At 39.9% G+C, this 22,069-nt stretch carries 19 protein-coding genes; 5 read left to right on the plus strand and 14 right to left on the minus strand.

From position 1 onward, the window contains the following. Positions 1-62: 62 nt before the first annotated feature. Positions 63-560, plus strand: coding sequence for an RDD family protein (locus AC0IWT_RS16195; RefSeq protein WP_471797942.1), 498 nt, complete (start codon positions 63-65; stop codon positions 558-560). On the opposite strand, the gene AC0IWT_RS16200 is transcribed toward AC0IWT_RS16195, so the two are convergent. From AC0IWT_RS16200 to miaB, 10 genes are all read right to left on the minus strand, one after another. Continuing rightward, entirely contained in the window at positions 541-1,200 is a 660-nt protein-coding gene (locus AC0IWT_RS16200) for an MgtC/SapB family protein (protein WP_056869275.1), read from the minus strand. The genes AC0IWT_RS16195 and AC0IWT_RS16200 overlap by 20 nt on opposite strands. A gap of 24 nt (positions 1,201-1,224) precedes the next feature. Next, the gene (locus tag AC0IWT_RS16205; RefSeq protein WP_056869274.1) at positions 1,225-2,247 is read right to left on the minus strand and encodes a PorP/SprF family type IX secretion system membrane protein; all 1,023 of its coding nucleotides are present in this window, start codon (positions 2,245-2,247) and stop codon (positions 1,225-1,227) included. After that, entirely contained in the window at positions 2,244-6,500 is a 4,257-nt protein-coding gene (locus AC0IWT_RS16210) for a PKD domain-containing protein (protein WP_471797943.1), read from the minus strand. The genes AC0IWT_RS16205 and AC0IWT_RS16210 overlap by 4 nt, the downstream gene beginning before the upstream one ends. Before the next feature lie 321 nt (positions 6,501-6,821). Next, complete coding sequence (gene groL / locus AC0IWT_RS16215; protein ID WP_056869272.1) at positions 6,822-8,459, minus strand: chaperonin GroEL; 1,638 nt, start codon at positions 8,457-8,459, stop codon at positions 6,822-6,824. An 83-nt stretch (positions 8,460-8,542) separates the two neighbouring features. Next, positions 8,543-8,833 (minus strand): co-chaperone GroES, encoded by a 291-nt coding sequence (locus tag AC0IWT_RS16220; RefSeq protein WP_029281770.1) that lies wholly within the window; start codon positions 8,831-8,833, stop codon positions 8,543-8,545. 260 nt (positions 8,834-9,093) lie between these two features. Then, entirely contained in the window at positions 9,094-9,453 is a 360-nt protein-coding gene (gene secG / locus AC0IWT_RS16225) for a preprotein translocase subunit SecG (protein WP_056869271.1), read from the minus strand. 13 nt (positions 9,454-9,466) lie between these two features. After that, positions 9,467-10,543 (minus strand): hypothetical protein, encoded by a 1,077-nt coding sequence (locus AC0IWT_RS16230; RefSeq protein WP_471797944.1) that lies wholly within the window; start codon positions 10,541-10,543, stop codon positions 9,467-9,469. A gap of 484 nt (positions 10,544-11,027) precedes the next feature. After that, positions 11,028-11,531: an LptE family protein gene (locus AC0IWT_RS16235; protein WP_471797945.1), complete on the minus strand. Its 504-nt coding sequence runs from the start codon at positions 11,529-11,531 to the stop codon at positions 11,028-11,030. Positions 11,532-11,539: 8 nt separating this feature from the next. Then, complete coding sequence (locus tag AC0IWT_RS16240; protein ID WP_471797946.1) at positions 11,540-12,784, minus strand: sigma 54-interacting transcriptional regulator; 1,245 nt, start codon at positions 12,782-12,784, stop codon at positions 11,540-11,542. 177 nt (positions 12,785-12,961) lie between these two features. Then, positions 12,962-14,377, minus strand: a complete 1,416-nt coding sequence (miaB, locus tag AC0IWT_RS16245) for a tRNA (N6-isopentenyl adenosine(37)-C2)-methylthiotransferase MiaB (RefSeq protein WP_471797947.1) — start codon at positions 14,375-14,377, stop codon at positions 12,962-12,964. A 303-nt stretch (positions 14,378-14,680) separates the two neighbouring features. Here miaB and AC0IWT_RS16250 point away from each other — a divergent pair, with 303 nt between their 5' ends. From AC0IWT_RS16250 to AC0IWT_RS16265, 4 genes are all read left to right on the plus strand, one after another. After that, complete coding sequence (locus AC0IWT_RS16250) at positions 14,681-16,468, plus strand: AsmA family protein (protein WP_471797948.1); 1,788 nt, start codon at positions 14,681-14,683, stop codon at positions 16,466-16,468. Between the two features lie 64 nt (positions 16,469-16,532). Then, positions 16,533-18,350 (plus strand): hypothetical protein, encoded by a 1,818-nt coding sequence (locus AC0IWT_RS16255; protein ID WP_471797949.1) that lies wholly within the window; start codon positions 16,533-16,535, stop codon positions 18,348-18,350. 55 nt (positions 18,351-18,405) lie between these two features. After that, complete coding sequence (locus AC0IWT_RS16260) at positions 18,406-18,960, plus strand: LemA family protein (RefSeq protein ID WP_471797950.1); 555 nt, start codon at positions 18,406-18,408, stop codon at positions 18,958-18,960. Between the two features lie 3 nt (positions 18,961-18,963). Further along, complete coding sequence (locus AC0IWT_RS16265) at positions 18,964-19,911, plus strand: DUF3137 domain-containing protein (RefSeq protein ID WP_471797951.1); 948 nt, start codon at positions 18,964-18,966, stop codon at positions 19,909-19,911. On the opposite strand, the gene AC0IWT_RS16270 is transcribed toward AC0IWT_RS16265, so the two are convergent. Genes AC0IWT_RS16270 through AC0IWT_RS16285 form a run of 4 tightly spaced genes read right to left on the minus strand, consistent with a single transcriptional unit; the run spans position 19,908 to position 22,062 of the window. Next, the gene (locus AC0IWT_RS16270; protein ID WP_056869262.1) at positions 19,908-20,273 is read right to left on the minus strand and encodes a response regulator; all 366 of its coding nucleotides are present in this window, start codon (positions 20,271-20,273) and stop codon (positions 19,908-19,910) included. The two genes, AC0IWT_RS16265 and AC0IWT_RS16270, sit on opposite strands and share 4 nt — an antisense overlap. Positions 20,274-20,303: 30 nt before the next feature. Continuing rightward, positions 20,304-20,885: a chemotaxis protein CheB gene (locus AC0IWT_RS16275; protein WP_471797952.1), complete on the minus strand. Its 582-nt coding sequence runs from the start codon at positions 20,883-20,885 to the stop codon at positions 20,304-20,306. Next, a complete protein-coding gene (locus tag AC0IWT_RS16280) occupies positions 20,870-21,652 on the minus strand; it encodes a CheR family methyltransferase (protein WP_471798503.1) in 783 nt (260 codons plus the stop codon). Before AC0IWT_RS16280 ends, AC0IWT_RS16275 begins: the two co-directional genes overlap by 16 nt. Positions 21,653-21,690: 38 nt before the next feature. Beyond that, complete coding sequence (locus AC0IWT_RS16285) at positions 21,691-22,062, minus strand: response regulator (protein WP_056869260.1); 372 nt, start codon at positions 22,060-22,062, stop codon at positions 21,691-21,693. Positions 22,063-22,069: the final 7 nt, after the last annotated feature.

Raw genomic sequence — 22,069 nt, forward strand, 5'->3', positions numbered from 1 at the left:
AATTAATTTGTGTGTGATGCGTAAAAAATTTATCTTGCTTTGAATCTAAATAACGCTCAAAAATGGATTTCAACATAAATGCCTACGATCAGGTCGATTACCGGTATTGCCGGGCATCATCCGGCTTAAGGCTTGCAAATTACCTTATTGATGTAATTTTTATTTACATCCTAATGTTTGCACTGGGCTTCATCATTGCATTTATCGATCCTGGCATTATCGATTTTATTGATGATGGAATTACCGGCCGCATTTTTAAAATGGTGTTTTACGGCGTCATCATGTCGTTTACTGAAGCAATGTTGAATGGAAAATCTATCGGAAAACTGATTACCAGAACCAGAGCTGTGAATTTAGATGAGAGCGACCTTTCGCTGGAAAAATCATTTACCAGAAATTTAATAAGAATTGTACCCTTTGATGGGATTACTGCTTTAGCAACGCCATCCGTTCCATGGCATGATAAGTGGTCAGACACAATGGTTGTTGTAGACAAGAAGGTTGCGCTGCAGCAAAGACACCTGGATTTAATTGAACCGTTTAAAAATCAAATTCAATAATTTCACCATCTTTCAGCATTTTCTCTACAAATTTTTTATGGTTTTTAGGTGTGCCGGTTGCCACCCAATTCCCGGTGATTACATTGTTAACCAGCTGGTGTTTTCCACGCTGTGGCTTTAGCTTATTTTCTTTAAAAACTTCTTCATAGCTTTCAAGATCGCCATGGGCATGCTGTTTTTTAACAATTCTGTAAATGCGCTTGGTAAAACGGCGGTCGCCTATTTCTTCGATGAAGGGGAAAATAATTAGCGCTAAAAGTACCACACCCGTTACACCGATTGCCTGTTCGTAATAACCAGAACCCACGGCCATGCCTATTGCTGCAACAATCCAGATTATACATGCTGTAGTTAAACCCTTTACACGATTTTCTTCCTTAAAAATTACACCAGCGCCTAAAAAACCTATTCCGGTAACAATATTTGACGCAATTCTATCCTGACTTGTTGGGCCTATTTTTATAGAAAGAATGGTGAAAAGCGTAGCGCCCAAACCAATCATCATCATGGTTTTTAAACCTGCCGATTTACTTCGATATTCTCTTTCGGCACCAATCAGGCCACAAAGCAAGGTAGCGAGCAGAAACTTGTTGACTTCGCTTTGCGTAATGAAATGGCTGTTGTCTAAGATATTGTTCATGGCCTTTAGGTTAACCAAGGCAAATTAGTAAAAATCGTAACATCTAAGGCCATTCGCCCTTCCGTAATTTGTACTGTTCGACCAGTATTTTTCGTAGCCTAAACCAATTTCGGAAGTTCCACCGGTGTTGGTATAGTTAATTTTAGAGGTGGTGGCGTCATGACTGATGCCAATCCTGAATTTCTCCCCGTTAGTTCTCCTGTTAAAAATATCAAAAATTACCGAGAACACGATTGCGTCGTTTCCGTTTGAGTTTCCATCATTTCTATACCAAATTCCTGCATTAATGCCCGCATATTTAAACTGGGTACCAAAACTAAAAGAAGTAACATTTTGCTGTTTATAGGCAACGATTGAAGGAATGAGGTAAGTTCCATCCCGATCGTACTGGTCGGGAATTAAGGCAAGCTTATAGCTTAAATTACCAGAAATACGCATGGGTAACTTTGCCTGAAAACCTGCTAAAGATTCGTCGGGGCGATTTAAATGGTGCAACCCTACGCCGACCATAAAATTTTTGTAAACCAGATTGGTACCGGCGGCAGCATCAAAATAAAATCTGCTATCTATGTTTGGCCGTTCGGCACCAGAAATAACACCAGGTATAATGCCCGCAGTGCCATCAATTTGGTCGCCAAATACCAGTTTATCCCAATTCAGTTTTTGATTGGTTATTCCACCTTGCAAGCCGAACGAAAGGGTAAAATCATCTCCGCCAATAATATAAGAATAACTAAGGGCAATATTATTTTTCTGCAAATAAGCGGTTCCTTCGCTGCTTCGGTTAAAAATTAAACCAACACCACTATTTAGTTTTTGCAAGTTTAAATCTGCCGAGGCACTCATGTAAGAGAAATCGCCCGAAAGGCCCGTCCACTGGTTTCGGTATAAAGCATTGAATCTGATATCGCCTTCAAACTGACCGGTTAGCGCAGGGTTTAAATAAACCGGCGCATTGTAAAATTGAGAATAAATGTGGTCCTGCCCTATTGTAATTAAAGGCACTACCATTATCAACAGCAATAAATTAATCCACCTGCTCATCATCTTATTAAATATATATTACCTGTTTTCTTTGGGGCCGACGAATCATATGTCATTCCTTTCCATTCGCCGCCATTTATAAACTTCACTTCAATTTTCCAATAATAAACCCCTTGTGGCTGCTCCTGACCATTATATCGGCCATCCCATCCTTCCAGCGGAGCACCGTCGTCTAGTTTTGTTGTTTCCCATAAAACCTGGCCCCATTTATTAAAAATCGTCATCGTCCAATTGTCAATGCCTCTGCCTTTGGCTTTAAAAGTCTGGAGTTCGTTTTTCTGGCTTGCCGGCATAAAGGAGTTTGGCACGTATAGGAAGCCTGGAACGCCTATTATGCGAACAGTTTGCGATGATGATGCCGAACAACCCTCTTTATTTAACACTTTAAGGGTAACCACATAATCTCCGGTGTTGGCGTAGGTGTGGTTTGGGTTCTGCAGTGTAGATTTCGTTCCATCGCCGAAGTTCCACTCCCAGCTTCCGGCACCATTTAAACTTGCGTCTCTGAAACTGAATGTAAAATTTGGAATGGATAACTCATTCCCGGGTAATACAGAGAAAATAGATTGAGGTGGCGGAACTAAGTTTATGTAGTTTGGAATTACCGAAGTGTTGCTGCAGCCCTGGAGGTTATATGCGGTTAAAGTAACCGTATAATTTGTGGCGGCTCCAACAAAGGAGTGCTCCGGCTCAAAGGCTGTTGAGGTGGTCCCATCGCCGAAATCCCAAAGATAATTAACCGCATTTTTACTGTTGTTTTTAAACTTGATAACAGTTCCGCTACAGCCAATTGTTTTATCGGATGTAAATGCTACTGTTGGTTGGTCGAGCACAACAATTGTTTCTGTTGTAGAGGCATTCGAGCAATCGTTCGAGGCGTATAAGGTAACCACGTACGAGCCCGGCTTTGTAAAGGTGTGCGCAATCATTTCCGGCGCTGCATTGGTAAGTGCAGAACTACCATCTCCGAAATCATAATAGAATGTACTTCCACCCTTGGTGTTATTAAAGAAATTAACAGTAAGCGGTGCGCAGCCTCTTAGCTCGGGGGCGTTTACAACAAGTTCGGGCACGATGTTGTTTGGTGAAACCCTAACAGTATATTGTGATTCACTAACGCCGCAATCATTTCTGGCAGTCATTTTAACTACGAAATCTTTAACAACAATTGTGGTATAAGTATGCGTAACACTATTTTTATCATTTGTAGTTAAGATTGTTCCGTCGCCAAAATCATAAGTAAAACTCGTGTAGTTGCCCGGCGAGGTGTTACTAAAGGTTGTGGTAAAAGGCGAACAGCCTGAAGTTTTATCTGGCGAGAAGGCCGAAATGGGCAATGCTTTCACCAAAATCGTTGATGTTTTCGTTATCGTTCCGCAAGGGGTGGTCGCATCTAAAGTTATGGTATAGGTAATGTCTTTCCCCAAGGGATCTGGCTGATAAATAACCGTAGGCGGAGTCGCGAGATTCGAGGTTACGCCATTACCAAAATCCCATTTAAATGTGGCATCAGTAAGCGAGCTGGAAGTGTTGACCGCAATCAAACTAAGTGGCCCGCAGCCATCTGTAACGTTTTGCGTAAAGTTGGGCGTTACCGTTTTAAAGGTGGAGAAAGTATGAGTGGCTTCGTCATTTCCACAACCTGAAGCCGTGGTTACTGCTAATTTTATAACTACGCTTGCATTACCGGCAGTTATGGTGTAGTCAGGAAAAGTTGCCCCTGTTCCAATCTGGACATTATTTGCAAACCAGGTATAGGTTGCATTCTGCGGATAATTTCCCGCCTTTATATTAGCGGCTGTTAACAAAAATGGCGCACAAGCTATATCTGTGGTAAAAATAATTTCTGCCTTTGCTGGCTGGTTAACGGTAACTGTAACCGTATTGCTAATATTTTGTGAACCACCAGGGCATGCGCCGCTCGACACCAATCTGCGGTAACGAATGGTAACGGTTGGCTGCGGAGGCAGGAAATCTTTAGCAGTTGCGGCGGCAATGTCGGCCCAGGTTGTGCCGTCCAAACTTTGCTGCCATTGATAACTAAAGTTAGAGCCATCTGCCCCTGTTGGCAGCGTACCGGTTAACGATGAAACGACATCGCCGATGCAAATGGTTTGATTTGCCGAAATGGTGTTATTGGCAATTGCCGGCAATGCATTAATTGTGATGCGATTGCTTTCTGAAATACAAACGCCGCTGGTTACCATTCTTCTGAAATAAGTTAGCGCCGTTACAGTAGCCGTTAAGTTTTGCAATGTACCACCCGGAGTAACATTTAACCAATTCACATTATCGCTGCTTTTTTGCCATTGATAAGCATAAATCCCGGTGCCGCCTGTCGGTAAATCTCCTGTTAAAACAATGGTTTGGCCCGAGCAAACTGTAGATGATGGCGTGTTAATGGTATTCGCAATGGGTTTGGGATAAGTAATTGTTACCTCATCATAACTACCTGGACAGGCGCCGCCATTAATCGTCCACCGGAAAGTATAAGACTTTTCAGGAGCAATACCAGTAACCGTTGTGTTCCACTGGTTTGGCGCATCAATAGACACCGTTGGACCAGAGATCTGTGTCCAGGTACCGGGTATATCGCTATTACCGGCCAATGTGGCTGTATTTCCGCTACAAATGCTTTTCTGATCTTCGCCTGCATTAGCGCCCTGCACAATGACGGTTTGTGGTGCTGATACGACCGGACCGCAGGTGCCTGTTGTAACGCTTAGTGTTATGGTGTATGTACCCGCTGTGGTGAAGTTGAAGATTGGATCTTTACTGGTTGCCGATGTATTACCAGCGAAGGAAACGGCGGGAGTTACCGTCCATAAATAAGCACTAACTGCGCTGCAGGTAATATCAGTAATTGAAGAATTTACAGGAGCCAGGTTATATGGCGCACACACTGTAGTTACTGGCAGTGTAAAAATTGGCGTTGGTGGGTTTTGAATACAGATTTCCTGTTCAACCGGGTCGGCATCGCAGGCGCCCGAACTTACGGAGGTTAATCTGATGGTGTGGCGCCCGTTTGTTAAAAATTTGTACACCAAATTATAAGAACGGGGTTTATTCTGTTGAACTAAAACCCCATCAACAAACCAGTTATAGGTTACGGTATTTGGAGAACATGCTGCAGATGTTGTGTTCGGATTTTCGCCTAAAAGCGATGTATTTATAAAAGTGATATCAGTATTGCTACAGGCCGGGGTATCGAACTGGAACCTGTTTTCGGGTTTTACCACAACCTTTGCGTAAGCCAGCAGTGGCGAACCAAGGTTACCGCAAAAATCGTTGGCAACCCTAATGGTAACATCGAACGCATTGTAAACCGTTCCGCTACTTGTATTCGATGCCCGCCCGCAAGAAGACCTCGTGTAATTATGGCTAACCCTGCCCGCCGCTTGCTGAATCTCACAATAGGTGTAAGAAGTTGAGCTTCCATCCCCCCAGTTTATCACGTATCTATCTCCAGGGAAGTTATTTAAAATTCCGCTTTGCGTTAAATCAACAGCAAACTGGTAATTGGCCAATGGCAGGCATACGGGTGTGTTGTTTAAAGTTGCAAAAGCAGTAATGGCCTGATTGTTTATTATTAGATAGGCTTTGGTACCAACCGTTCCATCAGGCATCGTAGCCTTGGTAAAAACGGTATAGTGTGCAAGCTGAGCAGTAAATGTTTTAGGTACATCGAGATTCAAAACAGTATTCGTTTTTGAAATCTCATTGGTAATGCTCGCTGTAACTGTGGCAGCCGAAGTCGACCCATTATTTAATACCAGCGTGTAATTATCACGCGTGGTACAAGTACCGAAGGTTTCGGCATTTGTAGCCAATAATTGCGATGACGTTATCTTTGCAGCAACAGCTGCTCCTGCTTTTATTTCGAAAGGAGCGGAAACTGTGCCGACAAGTGCGGGCGCTGTCGATTTTACGCGTACCTGGTAATTTGTGCCTGCGGGCGTTCCGAGCGGAATGATGCCGTTTACATAGGTGCTGTAAAAACCGGTGTAGGAACCGATTAACTTCTCACCAACAAAATTTCCATTTTGATCAGATAGATAGAGCTCGAACACATTACCTTGGGTGATACACGAATTCGCTGCTATGGTAAAAGTTGCAGCAATTGTACTGCCCGGTGTGTAAGGCCCAGGGTCTACTGCGTTAGTGGTCAGCGCTTGCGAATAAGCAAAACTTACGGAACACAAAAAAGTTAGGAAAACAACAATAATACGCGTAATCTTTCTACACCAGGTCTTCATAAATCGTTAACAATAGGGAATTGCCTTAATAGAAGAAGTTTGCGAAGAAAAATAACCCTGCCATTTGCGAGGATGTCGTAAGTGGCAACAAAAACGTTAATTTGCTTGGTAAATATTTATCGATATGACTTTCTTCCAATTATACAATTGCGAAACTACCGAAATGAAGGAAACCTATTTAAAATTTTACACGAATGCTGACTTTCGAAAACATCAATTTCGTGAAAAGACGCTTTTTTAGGGTTTTTTTCAACAAAAAATCCCCCAAAACTTTAGTTTTGAGGGATTTATTTTTACACGTAAATTTATTTGTCGTACGGATTACATCATGCCACCCATGCCACCGCCACCCATTGGAGGATGTGCTGAAGCACCTGCTTCTTCAGGCTCGTCTGCTAAAACAACTTCAGTTGTTAATAACATCGCTGCAATAGAAGCTGCATTTTCTAATGCCACACGAGAAACTTTAGTCGGGTCGATAACACCGGCACCAATTAAGTTTTCGTAAACATCAGTACGGGCATTGTAACCGAAATCTGCTGTACCTTCTTTAACTCTTTGTACAACGATAGAACCTTCAATACCTGCGTTTTCGCAAATCTGACGTAATGGTTCTTCAATTGCACGGCGAATAATTTGAATACCTGTATTCTCATCTTCGTTAGCACCTTTCAAATCAGCTAACGCGGCAACCGCACGGATGAAAGCAACACCACCACCAGCAACGATACCTTCTTCTACAGCTGCACGAGTTGCATGTAAAGCATCATCAACACGATCTTTTTTCTCTTTCATTTCAACTTCAGAGGCTGCACCAACATAAAGAACTGCAACACCGCCAGCTAATTTAGCCAAACGCTCTTGTAATTTTTCTTTATCGTAATCAGATGTAGTAGTTTCAATTTGCGCTTTAATCTGGCTAACGCGAGATTTAATATCATCTGAATTACCAGCACCATTAATAACGGTTGTGTTGTCTTTATCAACAACAACTTTCTCGGCAGAACCGAGGTAAGTTAAATCAGCATTTTCTAATTTATAACCTCTTTCTTCTGATACAACGATACCGCCGGTTAAAATCGCGATGTCTTCTAACATTGCTTTTCTTCTATCGCCAAAACCTGGTGCTTTAACAGCAACAACTTTTAATGAACCGCGGATTTTGTTAACCACTAATGTAGCTAAAGCTTCACCATCTAAATCTTCAGCAATGATAACTAATGGTTTACCAGTTTGAACAGTTTTTTCTAAAACCGGCAACAATTCTTTCATGTTGCTGATTTTCTTGTCGTAGATTAAAATGTAAGGATTATCTAATTCCGCTTCCATTTTATCTGCATTGGTAACGAAGTATGGAGATAAATAACCTCTGTCAAACTGCATACCTTCCACAGTTTTAACTTCAGTTTCTGTTCCTTTTGCTTCTTCAACAGTAATAACACCATCTTTACCAACTTTACCCATTGCCTCAGCAATCAGGGCGCCGATAACCTCATCATTGTTAGCTGAGATAGATGCTACTTGTTTAATTTTGTTATTGTCTTCACCAACAGTTTGCGATTGAGCTTTCAGGTTCTCTACAACTGCTGCAACAGCTTTATCAATACCACGTTTTAAATCCATTGGATTTGCACCCGCAGCTACGTTTTTAATACCAGTAGTAATAATTGCCTGAGCTAAAACGGTAGCAGTTGTCGTTCCATCACCAGCGATATCTGCAGTTTTAGATGCTACTTCTTTAACCATTTGAGCACCCATGTTTTCAACCGCATCTTTCAATTCGATTTCTTTAGCAACCGTTACACCATCTTTGGTGATGGCCGGAGAACCAAATTTTTTATCGATAATTACATTACGGCCTTTCGGACCTAAGGTTACCTTTACTGCGTTTGCTAAGATATCTACACCACGTTTCAGGGCGTCGCGAGCTTCTACGTTATATTTTACTTGTTTTGACATTTTGATTTAAGATTTTAGAATTACGATTTACGATTTTTAAATCGCCTCATCTTATAAATTTAACTTTCTACTATTACTTATAATTATCCAACTACCGCGTAGATATCAGTTTCACGCATAATAAGGTAGTCTTTACCTTCGTAAGGGAATTCGGTACCGCCATATTTACCATAAATTACAACATCGCCAACTTTTACGCTAGCTTTTTTACCGTCAGCATCCTCTTCAGAAACGGAAACTACAGTTCCTTTAGATGGTTTTTCTTTCGCAGTATCAGGGATATACAAACCCGATGCAGTTTTTTCTTCTGCCGCAGCCGGTTCAACGATAACTCTGTTCGAACTGCCAGCAATTGGTTTAAGGTTTAACGCCATAACTTTTTATTATTTTTTATTTTGATTTAAGTTTTTAACTAAGCATACAATTAACACTTTTTATGCCAATAGCATTTCAGGGACAAATTTGCACCTGTACTGTCAAATTTTTAAACAAATAGAGAATATAGCAAAAATTTGGGTGTCAGCTTGGCAGAGGAAATTTGCTTGTGTTGACAATATTTATTGCTAAAAAATGCTTTAACAACAAAAAAGCTTTCCCTTTTGAGGAAAGCTTTTCAAGCTAATATCTGCTTAAATTATTTTTTTGTAGTATCTGCAGTTGCAGGTTTTGCAGGCGCAGGCGTATTTGTTGCACCGCCACCAAGTGGAGAAGGTGAAGGCATTTTGTTTAAACGATCCTGAATTTCAGTATTACCAGTTGCAGCAGCGCCGCCGTTAGTTTTAGCAATTGTGGTAATTGATAACGTTAAAACAACGATAACAGCTAACAAAACCCACGATCCTTTTTCCAAAACATCGCCAGTACGTTGCACACCAAACATATTGCTGGTACCACCGCCAGTTGCCAAACCACCACCTTTAGGATTTTGTACCAATACAAATAAGCCTAAAGCAACACAAGCAACAATTAATAAAATGATTAAAAGGGTTATCATGATAAAATATATTTTATAATTTCTTTTCTATAGATTGGATAAGGTCGGCAAAGTAACCACTTTTTTCTGGATATTTCAAACTTAATTTTTTATAGGTATCTATGGCTTTGTGGTAAAGCATTTGCTCTATGTAAATCTTCGCTAATGTTTCCGAAACAAGGTCGTAATGGTCTTCTGCGCTTTTTTTTGCTTTATTCTCATTATCTATCTGCTCTGGTTTCGGTGGTTTTATTGTTGGGTCTTCTTTTAAAAACCGTTCAATAATCTCTGCGCCTTTAGCATCTTTAACTTCTGCCGCCGGGTATTCAGCCAAATGGTCGGCTACTTCAAAAGGCGTTTGGATGTGAAAAATGTGCTCCACATATTGCTGCTGAAATTCTGCCTGTTGCTGATTTTGCTGTTGTGGCGCCCTGACCAGTTCAGGCTTCGGTTGCGCATAAGGCTGAAAAATTTGTTCGTGTTCTTTACGCGTTTTCGCCAGCCACCATAAAAAGGTGTAGGGAAGCTGGTCATCATCGTACTTAGAAACAAAGCTATGCTCAGGTTCATCCGGTACAACGGTTTCAATTTCAGGCACTACAGTAACATCGGTACTTGCCTGCTGTTCGAAAGCGAAAAAATCAGTTGAGGCAACAGTTTCTATAAAATTTTCTTCATCTGCCGGTAAATCCATTAAATGGCTATCAATGCCCGGTAAGTTGTTTGGCGTTTCTATATGGATGGCATCTGCAACAAAAGGCTTTGCGTCTTCACTACTTTCAGCCGATTCATCAAAAACATTTACTTCATCAATGATGCTTTCCTCATCAGTTTCTGCAGGGTCAGTTTCTACAATTTTTGCTTCCAAAGCCTCAGCATCGGCAATTTCCTGCTCATCAACAGCTTCCAACTGTAGCAAATTATACAAAACTTTTCCATTGCTATATAACGATGCACCAGGAATGTACGCATCATCTGCTTTTGCCAACAACAACCGAATTGGCTGTGCATACGGATATTGCTCAAGCATTTCCTTTAGCATAGGTACATGCTCTTGCTTAACCTTTCCGGGTTGCGCCAATAAATTTGCAAGTAGCTGTTTGTTATCCATTGCCTTGGTTTGCTGCTAAGATAAATAATGCATGCGGTTTTTAAAATTTTATAGTCCTTTTTGCGTGTTTTAGTCCGTACTCCAGTATTTAGTTCTCTTCTAATTTTAAGAAGCGCAGCGTTTGTGAATAAAATTAAATTCGTTCCCGTTTTACGCTTTACTCCGCTAAACAGCCGAAACGGCTGTTGCTACGTGTTCGCTTCAACCGGGGCTAATTCGCAAAAACGGTGTTCTATTTTAATGGTTTGCAAGGCGCAAAAACCTTGGTTTATAAACCTGATAGAGCGGATAGCCCGCAATCCCGATTTTTCATCGGGAGAGGACTATAAGCGATAGCAGGACTACAGGCCGCCAAAAGTACAGCAACATAGTTTTTCAAATCACTTTAAGCTATTTTATGCCAGGTACATTTAAAATCTTTGCCTTTAACACCATTTACAAAAACAAATTTTTATGCTATTAGCTAATTCCGGCCAGCCGAAAACTACCATTGAGCAAAAGCCCTGTTAAAAATATCTTCGGTAAGTTGCTTGTTTATCGATTCAATTGCCTGTGCCTGCAGCCCTTGTATGGAACCGCCAACCGGGAAATCGTAAAAACGGGTAAAGCTTTCTTCAAAACTTTCCTTTTCGTGGTCTTTAATGTTGTTAATGTACTTTACCGCAATTGTAATGGTTAACCTGTTGTTGGAAGCCGTTGGCGTAGCACTCGAAGTTAAGGCAACCGGCCTGATTTCGTAGCCGGTAATATTGCCCTGAAAAATTGCATCGCCTTCATTTGGGGTTATGCTTAGCTTTGTTTGACTGCGGATACGGGATTTTAAGGCCTCCGTAAATTGCTGACTCAAAGTAGGGACAACCAGCTGTGCATTATTTTCGAAAAAGCGCACCGTTACCGTTTTCAACCCCTCTGTAGATGCGCCACTAAAAGTATAGGCACAAGAACTTAGTGTTGCGATTAAAAGGATTGCAAATATTTTGATTTTCATAAAATGACCTATAAACTTAATTCTTTAATCTTTCTGTAAAGTGTGCGTTCGGAAATGCCCAATTCCTGAGCTGCAAACTTGCGTTTGCCTTTGTGTTTTTTAAGCGCTTTCTTTATTAAATCAGATTCTTTGTCAATCAACGATAATGATTCTTCTACTTCTTCCGCATCATGCGCAAAATTGTAGTCGGCATTGTTATTGCCATTATTATTGTTTGGCGTTGGTTGCTGAATGGTAAAACCATGTTCCTGGCCCGCAGGCAATTCAACATCTCTGTAAAGTTGGTTTATGTATTGAGGATTATCTGCCAAAACTGTAGCCGTATTGCCGCCATGCTGAATAATTTCAGCAACCAGCTTTTTAAGCTCAACCATATCTTTCTTCATATCGAAAAGCACTTTGTACAAAATATCTCTTTCTGTAAAATCCTCTTTCGATTGCGAATTGATGGTCATCGGTAAATTGCTCCCCGCTTCGTTCGGGATATAGTTTAAAATGGCCTGCCCCGTTACATTCCTGTCTTTCTCGAGCACACAAATCTGTTCGGCAATATTTTTTAACTGCCTAACGTTACCCGGCCAGCTGTAATTGGTTAAAATGTTTACAGCTTCTGGTTCCAGGTGCAAACCCGGACTACGGTATTTATCGCTAAAATCAGCGGCAAATTTTCTAAAAAGCAAGTAAATATCTTCTTTACGCTCGTGCAGGGCTGGAATACGAAGCGGAACCGTGTTTAACCGGTAATATAAATCTTCACGGAATTTGCCGTTTTTAACCCTATTATAAACATCTACATTTGTTGCTGCAATAATACGCACATCAGTTTTTTGAACTTTCGATGAGCCAACGCGTAGATATTCGCCACTTTCTAAAATCCGCAACAAACGGGCCTGCGTTCCGAGGGGAAGTTCTGCAACCTCATCCAAAAAAATTGTTCCGCCATTGGCAACTTCAAAATAACCTTTCCTTGCTTCATGTGCACCAGTAAAAGAGCCTTTCTCATGGCCAAACAGCTCCGAATCTATTGTTCCTTCCGGTATGGCGCCGCAGTTAACAGCAATGAAAGCGCCGTGTTTACGTGCGCTCATCTGGTGGATAATCTGTGAAAAAACCTCTTTACCACTTCCACTTTCGCCAGTAATTAGCACAGACATATCTGTTGGCGCAACCTGACTAGCAATATCTATAGCACGATTAAGTAGTGGCGAATTGCCTATAATACCGAACCGTTGTTTAATATTTTGTGTATCCATTCTTTAAGGTTGAAAGTTAAAGGTTAAAAGTTGACAGCCTGTAGGCGCATACAACACTTCAAAACCCAACTATAATCAATAACTTTTTTATTTTGTATAAGTTTTGAACCCGCACCGGCCGCCTTGTTAATTTGTTGTTTCCGACCCTAAAAACCAGAATTGACAACATGGAACTAACTAAACTATCTTTCCAATCAGCGTTGCTGATGTACATCTCTCGATGTAAACATTTGCATACTGGCCAGGTTTTACGCCTTCAATAGCAGGAAAAATTGCCATAGCGCCGCTATCGCCCCTGCCGCAGTAATCGAGGTCAGACTTTTTCGAAGTACCCTCAATTAACACCCGAATTGTTTTACCAACCCATTCTTGTAAACGCATTAAAGAGTGCGCTTGTTGTTTGGCTAAAATTTCTGCAAGTCTGCGTTTCTTAACTTCTTCAGGAATATCATCTGCCAATTTACGGGCAGCTAAAGTTCCAGGCCGTTCAGAGTAGGTGAAGTTATAAGCAAAATCATACTCTACGTAATCCATCATGCTTAATGTTTCCTGGTGCTCCTCTTCAGTTTCGGTACAAAAACCCGCAATAATATCTGTAGAAATGGCGCAACCCGGAATAATCTTTTTAATGGCATCAATACGATTGATGTACCACTCGCGGGTATAGGTTCTGTTCATCAATTCCAAAACACGTGTATTGCCAGATTGAACCGGCAAGTGGATGTAATTGCAGATGTTATCGTATTTAGCAATTGTATGTAAAACCTCGTCGGTAATATCTTTCGGGTGCGAAGTAGAGAATCGAACTCTTAAATCAGGATTAACCATAGCGGTTTGCTCCAAAAGCTGCGCAAAATTCACCGTTTCGGTACCGTCTTCTGAAGTCCACGTGTAGGAATCTACGTTTTGGCCCAGTAATGTAACCTCGCGGTAACCGGCATCGAATAAACTTTGTGCTTCTGCAACAATAGAGTGTGCATCCCTGCTGCGCTCACGACCGCGGGTAAACGGCACCACACAGAACGAGCACATATTATTACAGCCACGCGTAATCGATATAAAAGCAGTAATTCCGTTGCTGTTTAAGCGCACCGGACTAATATCTGCATAGGTTTCCTCGCGGGATAAAAGAACATTAACTGCCTTATGGCCACTTTCCACCTGCTCAATTAAGTTTGGCAAATCGCGGTAAGCATCCGGACCAACAACTACATCAACCAAACGCTCTTCTTCTAAAAATTTAGATTTTAAACGCTCTGCCATACAGCCTAAAACACCAACAATCAGCTTCGGATTGCGGCGTTTTTCTACACCAAATTGCGATAAGCGGTTTCTAACCCTTGTTTCGGCATTCTCACGAATAGAACATGTATTTATAAAAATTACATCCGCCTGGTGGTAATCGCCCGTGGTTTCAAATCCTGTTTCTGAAAGTATTGAAGCAACAATTTCGCTATCGGCAAAATTCATTGCACAACCATAACTCTCTATGTATAATTTACGGGCATCGGCTGTAACCGGTGTTTCTAAAACCAGCGCCTCACCTTGCCTTGCTTCATCGTGCGTCTTATCCTGTACTTGTAAATCAATCATTATTTAAAAACTTTTGGGGATTGCAAAAATACATAAATAAAATTAAAAGTGACAAATTGACATATTTAGTTTGAATATTTACAAACCAATTATTAACAGCCATTGCTTTAAAGTAAAGGTAACAAGCCTTTGGCCGTAAATACATTAGCTGGAACTGGTTTTGATTAACAAAACCCTGATTTTATAAATGCATTGGCGAAATCTCTTATCGCCCCTAAATGTATTGCCGCCGACTTTAGCCGGCGATTTTAGAGCCGCAAACCTTTCCGTCATCAATCTGTTAGTAAGCTATAAATCATCGGGATGAGAGCGCAAAACAAAAATAGATTCTGGCTATGGGTAGCAGGCATTTTAGGGGGATTAATTTTAATCTTGTCTTTTGCGGCAATGTTCATCAGCGCACGCTGGAAACCCGTTTTAACCGAAAAAATAAAGGCAGCTGTTTACGATGGTTCACATCATCTTTATAGAATAGATTTTAAAAGTATTAATCTAAATGTGGTTACAGGAAGCCTCGCCCTCCGCGATGTTACGCTAATGCATGATACATTAGTTTTCGATAGCTTAAAAAAACAGCGGCTTGCCCCTGTGCATACTTTCGAGCTTAAATTAAAGAAACTGCAGATTAGCCGCGTTGGGATTTTAACTGCTTACTTTAAAAAGCGTGTCGATGTGAAAGAAATCCGGCTGGATAAGCCATCCATTAACATGATTTTTAATAATGTACCTAAAGAAAGGGATACCGTAAAGCCGGAGAAAACGCTGTATGAGCAAATCTCGAAAAGCTTTAAATCTATAGAGGTTCAATCGGTAAAAATTGTTGATGCAGATTTTGACTACATCAATAAAAGTGGGCCTAAGAAAACGAAAAACTCAATAAAACACCTGGATATTACCGTAAAAAACTTTTTACTCGATTCGCTTTCAGGAAAAGATACCACCCGCTTTTATTATACTAAAGACATCTCATTTCAGCTTGCTGGTTACAAATCGACAACAAAAGATAAAATGTATTCAATGAAAGTTGACACCATTGCAGGTTCTTCAGCTTCAAAAAAAATTACTGTAAAAGGGTTAAAACTTACGCCACTTTACCCAGAATTAACCTTTGCAAGAAAATATAAAACCCAGAAAGACCGGTACAATTTGGCTTTCGATAAGATTGAATTTAATGGTGTTGACTTTGTTGGCCTAAACAAGTATGAAAAACTTCATGCAAAATCACTTAAAATTGGGACGGCAAAAGTTGAAGTCTTTATGAGTCGCGAATCGGCACCGCCTGCAGGTTTCGACAAAGGCCGAAATTATCCGCATTTGGCTTTAAGAAGATTAAACATCCCGACGATTATTGATACCGTCAGGTTAAAAAATGTTGATTTAAAATACTCGGAATACAACCCTGCGAGTAAAAAAACCGGCGCTGTAGAATTTAAATCGTTAACCGGAAATATACTTAATGTTACAAACGACAGTTTGCGACTTGCCAAAAACAACCACGCTAAGGCGGATTTTAATTCACTTTTAATGGGCAGCGGAAAACTCAACGTTAAAATCGATTTTAATTTAACCGATAAAAACGGTGCATTCTCTTACAGCGGGAGCTTAGGAAAATTTGATCTTAGAAACTTAAATTCACTCTCAAAAAATCTTGGTCTTGTCGAAATTGAAAGTGGAAACGTACAACATATCGATTTTAAGGCAAACGGAAATTTACGCACAGCATCAGGTTCTTTAAATATGCTGTACAGCAACCTGAAAGTACAATTGCTTTCTGATAATATCGACGGGGAAGGAACTAAACAAAAAGGTCTTTTGTCTTTCCTGGCAAACACGATATTGATTAAAGACGAAAATCCAAAAAAGGGTGAGGCACCGAGAACCGCCACAATGAATAATACCAGAATTAACTCAGCATCGTTTTTTAACCTGATGTGGAAAACAGTTTTTGTTGGTATAAAGGATATAGTGGGCGTTGGCATTGTACCAGAAAAGAATCCGGTGAAACAACAAAAAGTGATCGCTAAAAAGATAAGGGAACAAAAAGGTGAAGACAGGCGGGAGGCAAGAAAAGCGAAACGAACGAAAAACTGATCGTACATTTTAAACAAATGCGTTTTAAATGTATATTGCTGCTAAAAACCAGCCCTTTGTTTAAATGCCCGATACAAAAAAGCGACGTTATAAAATCTTAAAGTGGACTACAGGTATCTTAGTAACTCTTTTTTTAATACTTGGAGGGATTGCTTGGCTATTGAACGTAAAATCACGTCCGATATTAACCGATAGAATTAAAACGCTTTTATACAAATCTACAGACAGTTTATATACCATCAGCTTTACAAAAGTTTCTACGAACATTTTAACGGGTAGTGCTACCTTACAAGATGTAAAAATCACGGCAGATACCAACCGGTATAAAAAACTAGTTTCATTAAAACGAGCACCAAACAACCTCTATACCGTTACTTTGAAAAAACTGGTGGTTAAAAATTTCCACCCGCTAACGCTGTACAGGGAGAAGAAACTTCAAATCGGGGAAATTTTATTCGACAAACCAGAGGTATACATGGTAAACCGCCAGTTAGATTTTAACGAGAACCGGGCTCCAAGACCAATCCAATCGCCTTACACCTTCATCTCAAAAAGTCTGAAAGAATTTAGCATCAAAAAAATCCTTTTTAGAGATGCAAGTTTCAACTATGTTAACAAAAATGTTAACCAGTTTAAAGTCTTTTCGATAGATGATTTAAACATAACCCTGGTTGATTTACTTGTAGATTCCACATCCTGGGAAGATTCTTCCAGATTGTACCTGCTGAAAGATGTTCTAATCAACCTTAAAAATTACAGCTACAAAACGCCTGATAGCATGTATAACATTAAGCTCGACCAGCTTGATTTTAAGGCTTCGACAGGACTTTTAAATGTTAGCAAATTTGCTTTGGAGCCTCGCTACGATGAGATGAAGTTCGGAGAAGTTGCCGGTTTTGCCAGAGACAGGTTTAACATTGCGATGAATAACATTTCGCTTAAAGGCATAAATTTGCCGCTCTACATCTCCAAACAGGAATTGCGTGCTAAAGAAATGGCTATAGCAAATGGCTTTGTAGCCGTTTTCAATAATAATAGCTTGCCAAAAAAGGAAAAGGAAAACAGAATTGGAAAATATCCCCACCAGCTTCTACAAAAACTTGGTGCGCCGATTTTAATCGATAAAATTCGCCTTAAAGACATCAATATAAATTATGCCCTTTACAATAAAGAAAGTGAGCAAAGGGGAAAAATATCTTTTGAACATACCTCGGGTACGGTAAGCAATGCCACAAATATTGAAAAAGTAAAAGCGACCAAGCCAGTAATGGAAGCCAATTTAACGACTTATTTAATGGGACAGGGGAAATTAGATGTCGATTTTAAATTTAATCTGGCAGCAAACACAGGCGACTTTTCTTACCGGGGCGAACTGCAGAATTTTAATGCAAGAGTGCTAAATCAGATCACAAAACCACTTGGCTTAGTTAGAATAAACAGAGGAAATGTAGACAAACTTCAATTCGACTTCAAAGCCGACGACTTTGGTTCTAAAGGAACAGTAAACTTCTCCTACTTCGACTTATCGGTGGCATTAATGAAAAACGACCCAACGAAAGACCATTTGGTAAAACGTGGCCTGATTTCTTTTTTGGCAAATGCTTTAATAATCAATTCTGAAAACCCTGGTCCAGATGGTAAATTCCTTTCTGCAAAAGTAAATTACGTTCGTCCGGAAAACACCTCTTTTTTCAATATGATATGGAAAACACTTTTTATTGGCGTTAAATATAGTGTAGGTATAACGGAAGAAAAACAGACGGAAATAAAAGAGCATATTGTCAAATTTAAAGCCATGCGTGATAGCCATAACCTGCGTAAAAAGAAAAGATTAGAGCGAAGGCAAAGGAAAGAGTTAAAAGAAAAAAAGGAACGGCGTTAGCTCAAACCTGTAACCTTTTAATATATTTATGTTCTAATTAAAAAAATCTTAATTTATGTTCGCACTTATCATAATCGGCGTATTATTAGTTATTGCCATTTTCTTTTACAATTCGCTTGTTGGCAAAAAGAACCAGGTCACAAATGCTTTTTCGGCGATAGACGTTATGCTTAAAAAGCGCTTCGATTTAATTCCAAACCTGGTAGAAGTTGTAAAACAGTATACAAATTATGAGCAGGCAACATTAAGCAAAATCGTAGAGCTTCGTTCTAAAGCTGTTTCAGGAAACATCAGCGATAGCGAAAAAGCTTCGATTGATGCCCAGCTAAGCGGCAGCATTAAAGGCTTGATGGTTAACGTTGAAAACTATCCTGATTTAAAAGCCAATACCAATTTCATAAATCTGCAAAGTACCTGGACAGAAAGCGAGGAGCAAATTGCCGCCGCAAGAAGAACATACAATTCCGCTGTTACCGATTACAACAATGCAATAATGATGTTTCCGGGCAACATGTTTGCGGGTATTCTAAACTTTCAGCCAATGGTAGTTTTAGCTACCGCTGAAGAGGAGCGAAAAAATGTTAGCGCCAGAGACCTTTTCAACAGTTAGTGAATGATTGAAGGCAATATTGAGTTACAAACTGTACTTGCCAAATTAGAACTTAATAGGCAAATAATTGCTGCGACACAAAAGAAAGGCTATTTGTTTATTGCTTTAGGCATAGCGGTGGTTATAGCTGGCTTTGTTATGGGCCTACCCGTACCAGCGGCTGTTGCTGGCCTGGCCAGTCTAATTTACGGTGGCGTTGTTTTGTATAAAATTTCTGATGAGTTAAAAGCATACAAAGAAGCCTTTAAGATAGAGGTAATTGGTACCGCTTTAAGATCGCTTGATAAAAGCCTGACCATCGAACCCTATAAAGGTATTTTAGAGTATGAATTTGAAAATACCCAGCTATTTAACCAAACTGCTGATCGTTATAACACAGAAGATTTGGTAAGTGGAACAGCAGGCGCAACCGGCTTTTACTTTGCGGAAATACATGCGGAGTATAAAACCGAAGTACAGACAAAAAACGGCACAAGTACAGAGTGGCATGATATTTTTAAGGGCATACTGTTCGCCGCCGATTTTAATAAAAACTTTAAAGGCGTAACGATTTTAAAACCGAAAGATTTATTCAGTACAATGGGTGCCTGGTTTTCTAAAAATCTTTTTTCTTTTAGCAATAAGGATGTTATCTCCCTTGAAAACACCGCGTTTAGCAACACATTTATCACGCATTCTACAAACCAGGTAGAAGCTCGCTACATACTTACGCCCGCGATGATGGAAAGAATTTTAAATTTGAACCATTACACTAAAAGCACCATCTCACTTTCATTTATAAACAGCAAAATGTATATCGCTTTCCCGCTAAGCAGAAACTACTTCGAAGCTCCGGTGTTTAAAACGCTTAGCAATCCCGACCTTTTGAACGATGATGTTGCTGTAATTAAATTTATGTATGAGATAATTAGAGAACTGGATTTAAACACCCGAATCTGGGGGAAAATCTAACTAAGGTGTTTTCTAACAATGTCTTCTAAGGCGGCAATATCAAATGGTTTCGACAAATAGCTGTCTGCGCCGGCTTCATCAGCCAAAGCAGAAATATCGTTATTTGCCGAAAAATATATTACCGGAATGTGTTTCAAATCAGGATGGTTTTTTATCGCCTTCGTAGCCTGAATACCGCCAAGATCTGGCAGCCAGTTATCCATAAAGATAAGATCAGGCATAAATTCAGCTACCTGGTTTTCTATATCATTTGCACTTTCAGAGGTCTTGATTTCGTAACCTGCATCTTCCAGAATGAAAGTACACAAATCTAAAATATCCCTGTTATCATCGAAAACAAATACTTTTTTTGTTTCAGCCATAAAATCTATCTCCCGAAGGCAATCAAATTATTATTTAACCAGTTTATTAATAAAAGCAGCCATATCACCGGCATCTAAAACCACAGCACTTCTAACCTCGTTAACTGCTTGCTGGGGCATATACGGAATTATCGCCGTTTTCGGATTCTGCACAACCACTAAGCCGCCAAGCTTTTTCACTGTTTTGAGCCCTTCAACGCCATCTGCATTAGAGCCTGAAAGCAAAATGCATACCAACCCATCTTTGTAAACTTCAGCAGCCGATTGAAAAGTAACGTCTATTGATGGTCTGGAATAGTTTACTTTCTCCGAATAATCTAAAGAAATAGTTTCATTTTCTTCGATTAACAGATGATAATCTGCAGGTGCAATGTAGACATTTCCGGCTAAAAGCCGATCTTTTTCTTCGGCTTCGTTCACCTTTAAACGGGTGCGGCTGGTTAAAAGATCTGTTAAAAGTGCATCATTTCCAGATTTCCGATGGGTGACCAAAATAATCGGAAAACTCATGTTTTCGCTTAAAGATGGAAACAGCTCGAGCAATACATCCAGACTTCCTGCCGAACCTCCAATAACCAAAGCTTTGCAATTGTTTATTAAAGTTTCCGCCATATCTTTTCAGTCTTTATGCGTTTGTATTCCCTGGCTCTACTCCAAAAGTCCAGACTTTCTTTACTTCCCAAAGCCAGATAGCCCAGTTTTTCAAGGCTATTATCAAACAGCTGAAAAACCTTGTGTTGCAAATCTTTATCGAAGTAAATTAAAACGTTACGGCACAAAATTAGTTGAAATTCGTTAAAAGAATGGTCTGAAACAAGATTATGCGTGGAGAAAATCATTTTGCTGTTTAATGATTCATCGAACTTTGCGAGCGAGTAGTTTGCAGCATAGTATGATGAAAAATCCTTAGTACCACCAGATTGAACATAATTTTCCGAATAAGCCTTAATGTAATTTAAAGGAAACATTCCTTTTTTTGCCTTTTCTAAAACGGAAGGATTAATATCAGTTGCATAAATAAGCGATTTGTGCAAGAGATTGAGTTCTTTTAAAACGATGGCTAAGGAATAAGCTTCTTCGCCGGTAGAACAGCCGGCAACCCATATTCTTATAAACGGATAGGTGCCCAAAACAGGCAAAACGTCATTTCTTAATGCCCTGTAAAACCCGGGATCGCGAAACATTTCGGTAACGTTAACCGTAATTTCTTCTAAAAATCTTTTGAAATATTGTTTATCTGTTTTAACGGTATACCTAAATTCCGCAAAACTAACAAAGTTATCGAGCGCATATAAACGAATAATCCGCCTTTTTATAGATGCATGCGAATATTCAAGAAAATCGTAACCATGTGCTTCCAACACATCGCTAAGCAGCATTTCTATCTGTTCATTATCTATAGCTTCGCTAATCACTTTTATTTTGTAACTTCTTGTATTTGAAACATTAATTCATCAACATTAATTGGCTTAGACACATACCCAGATGCTCCAGCGGTTAGGCAACGTTCTTTGTCGCCAACCATGGCCTGTGCTGTAACGGCCAGGACCGGGATATCACGCATTTTCTCCGATTTTTTCATCGTCGCTATTGCCTGATAGCCATCCATGTCGGGCATCATCATATCCATTAAAACAACAGATATTTTTTCGTTTTCGGCAATAATATCAAATCCTTCCTGTGCGCTTGGAGCTGAAAGTGTTCCAAATCCTTTGGCTCTTAGAACAGCTTTAAGGGCAAAAATGTTTCGATTATCATCGTCGATAATGAGAATTAACTTTTGGGGCATACTATTT

This window comes from Pedobacter sp. AC464, assembly GCF_979253075.1.

Excerpts from the sequence above, each read along its gene's own strand:
- AC0IWT_RS16195 (WP_471797942.1), top strand. The coding sequence starts at position 63 with ATGGATTTCAACATAAATGCCTACGATCAGGTCGATTACCGGTATTGC.
- AC0IWT_RS16200 (WP_056869275.1), bottom strand. The coding sequence starts at position 1,200 with ATGAACAATATCTTAGACAACAGCCATTTCATTACGCAAAGCGAAGTC.
- AC0IWT_RS16205 (WP_056869274.1), bottom strand. The coding sequence starts at position 2,247 with ATGATGAGCAGGTGGATTAATTTATTGCTGTTGATAATGGTAGTGCCT.
- AC0IWT_RS16210 (WP_471797943.1), bottom strand. The coding sequence starts at position 6,500 with ATGAAGACCTGGTGTAGAAAGATTACGCGTATTATTGTTGTTTTCCTA.
- groL (WP_056869272.1), bottom strand. The coding sequence starts at position 8,459 with ATGTCAAAACAAGTAAAATATAACGTAGAAGCTCGCGACGCCCTGAAA.
- AC0IWT_RS16220 (WP_029281770.1), bottom strand. The coding sequence starts at position 8,833 with ATGGCGTTAAACCTTAAACCAATTGCTGGCAGTTCGAACAGAGTTATC.
- secG (WP_056869271.1), bottom strand. The coding sequence starts at position 9,453 with ATGATAACCCTTTTAATCATTTTATTAATTGTTGCTTGTGTTGCTTTA.
- AC0IWT_RS16230 (WP_471797944.1), bottom strand. The coding sequence starts at position 10,543 with ATGGATAACAAACAGCTACTTGCAAATTTATTGGCGCAACCCGGAAAG.
- AC0IWT_RS16235 (WP_471797945.1), bottom strand. The coding sequence starts at position 11,531 with ATGAAAATCAAAATATTTGCAATCCTTTTAATCGCAACACTAAGTTCT.
- AC0IWT_RS16240 (WP_471797946.1), bottom strand. The coding sequence starts at position 12,784 with ATGGATACACAAAATATTAAACAACGGTTCGGTATTATAGGCAATTCG.
- miaB (WP_471797947.1), bottom strand. The coding sequence starts at position 14,377 with ATGATTGATTTACAAGTACAGGATAAGACGCACGATGAAGCAAGGCAA.
- AC0IWT_RS16250 (WP_471797948.1), top strand. The coding sequence starts at position 14,681 with ATGAGAGCGCAAAACAAAAATAGATTCTGGCTATGGGTAGCAGGCATT.
- AC0IWT_RS16255 (WP_471797949.1), top strand. The coding sequence starts at position 16,533 with ATGCCCGATACAAAAAAGCGACGTTATAAAATCTTAAAGTGGACTACA.
- AC0IWT_RS16260 (WP_471797950.1), top strand. The coding sequence starts at position 18,406 with ATGTTCGCACTTATCATAATCGGCGTATTATTAGTTATTGCCATTTTC.
- AC0IWT_RS16265 (WP_471797951.1), top strand. The coding sequence starts at position 18,964 with ATGATTGAAGGCAATATTGAGTTACAAACTGTACTTGCCAAATTAGAA.
- AC0IWT_RS16270 (WP_056869262.1), bottom strand. The coding sequence starts at position 20,273 with ATGGCTGAAACAAAAAAAGTATTTGTTTTCGATGATAACAGGGATATT.
- AC0IWT_RS16275 (WP_471797952.1), bottom strand. The coding sequence starts at position 20,885 with ATGGCGGAAACTTTAATAAACAATTGCAAAGCTTTGGTTATTGGAGGT.
- AC0IWT_RS16280 (WP_471798503.1), bottom strand. The coding sequence starts at position 21,652 with ATGCTGCTTAGCGATGTGTTGGAAGCACATGGTTACGATTTTCTTGAA.
- AC0IWT_RS16285 (WP_056869260.1), bottom strand. The coding sequence starts at position 22,062 with ATGCCCCAAAAGTTAATTCTCATTATCGACGATGATAATCGAAACATT.